The organism is Alkalibacillus haloalkaliphilus C5 (assembly GCF_000269905.1).
Lineage (GTDB): Bacteria > Bacillota > Bacilli > Bacillales > Alkalibacillaceae > Alkalibacillus > Alkalibacillus haloalkaliphilus_A.
Map to the genome: position 1 here is coordinate 1 of NZ_AKIF01000251.1, position 1,738 is coordinate 1,738.

Genomic DNA, 1,738 nt, shown 5'->3' on the forward strand with positions numbered 1-1,738 from the left:
GTGAATCTTGTAAAAAGACAGTGTTAAGAGCTATAGAAATAGCAGAGGAAGTCGGGACACGCATTATATTCGATCCAAATATTCGATTGAAGTTAACATCAGATCATGAAGAATATAAAAAGTTAATAAATTCAGTAGTTGAACGCGTTGATATTTTTCTACCGGGGTTGCCAGAAATTGAATTTTTAACGGGTCATTCTACTCCAGAGGAAGCTGCAGCTTATTATTTAGAACTTAATCCTAATCTGAAAATGGCTGTAAAACTTGGTGAGAAGGGAAGTTTCTATGCAGATGCCACTACACAGGTTTATCAGAAAGGCTACCACGTAACTGATGTTAAGGACCCTGTAGGCGCTGGTGATGCTTTTTCGGCTGGATTTATAAGTGGGTTATTGCAAGAAGAAACCCCTGAGACATGTTTGGATCGTGGTAATTTATTAGGAGCTCTTCTAACACAAATGTTAGGAGATGTTGAAGGGTTCCCTCAGTTAAATCAAATTCAATATTTTCGAGAGATTCTATCAGGTCAAAGCAATGGGGATGTGAAACGATAATGTTAAACCAAATAAAAGTGCTTAAGGATATGCCGATCATTGCAGTAGTCAGAGGAGTTAATGAAAATTCTGCTGTTAAGCTAGCTACAGCGTTGAAAAATGGTGGAATTCATTCAATTGAAATGACGTTTGGAGAAATAGATCCTATTCCAGGTATTAAAGCTATGAATCAAAAATTTGGTGACGAATTATTAGTTGGGGCAGGTACTGTTCTCACGGTTGATCAAGTCAAGCGAGTATCTGAAGCGGGCGCAAAATTTATTTTCTCACCTAATACAGATGAAGGTGTGATTAAAGAAACAAAAAAACAGAACTTGTTTTCCTTACCTGGAGCATTTTCGCCTACTGAAATCGTCCAGGCAACTAATGCAGGGGCTGATGCTGTTAAGGTATTTCCAGCTAGTCAGCTAGGACCGGAGTATTTAAAGGCAATACATGCCCCTTTACCTGACGTGAAGCTTGTTCCAACTGGTGGTATCAACCTTGAAAATATATCTTCATTCTTCGAAAAGGGTGCATATGCTGTAGGGGTTGGAGGTTCACTTGTTGATCTGAAGACCATTGAAGATGAGAATTTTGACCGGATTGAACAAACAGCTCGAGCTTATGTGAATGCAGTGAGAGGTGTAGTGTCATGACACATATTAGTGAGCGGGACAATATTCAACGTAATGGAATTCGTGAAATCATGGAGTTAGCTATGACAATGGAAGATGTGATTTCACTACAAGTGGGGGAACCAGCCATTTCAACACCAGACTTTGTTAAAGATGGAGCTATTCAAGCTATTCAGGATGGTTTTACGAGGTATACAGCTAATGCTGGGTACCCTTCTCTTAGAAAAGCAATTGTCGATCGCATTTATAACCGTTATCGAAAGAAGATTGATATTAACAATGTTCTTGTTTCACCTGGTGCAGTGGCTTCTATTAATATAATGCTATATTCCATTGTTGATAAAGATGAAGAAGTGCTAATTCCTGATCCGTCTTATCCTAATTATGATGGGTTAGTGCGTATTCAAGATGCCGTCCCGGTTTACTATCAAACACCTATAGAAAATGACTATTTACCAGATTTGGATGATATACGTTCCAAAATTACAAATCGAACACGGGCGATCATATTAAATTCTCCAAATAACCCAACTGGGAAAGTTTATCCACCAGAAATAGTCCAAGAGG

Annotated in this window: 3 protein-coding genes; all 3 read left to right on the plus strand. The window is 38.7% G+C overall.

Annotation, left to right across the window (positions count from 1 at the left end; genetic code table 11):
• A partial coding sequence (locus A194_RS18995; protein WP_017187811.1) for a PfkB family carbohydrate kinase occupies positions 1-554 on the plus strand: 554 nt, incomplete at its 5' end.
• Entirely contained in the window at positions 554-1,192 is a 639-nt protein-coding gene (locus A194_RS0116135; RefSeq protein ID WP_017187812.1) for a bifunctional 4-hydroxy-2-oxoglutarate aldolase/2-dehydro-3-deoxy-phosphogluconate aldolase, read from the plus strand. The genes A194_RS18995 and A194_RS0116135, both read left to right, overlap by 1 nt.
• Positions 1,189-1,738: pyridoxal phosphate-dependent aminotransferase (locus A194_RS0116140; RefSeq protein ID WP_017187813.1), on the plus strand; the 550-nt coding region annotated here is incomplete at its 3' end. The genes A194_RS0116135 and A194_RS0116140, both read left to right, overlap by 4 nt.

Bases quoted from the DNA above. Each gene is read 5' to 3' on its own strand.
- A194_RS0116135 (WP_017187812.1), top strand. From the start codon at position 554: ATGTTAAACCAAATAAAAGTGCTTAAGGATATGCCGATCATTGCAGTA.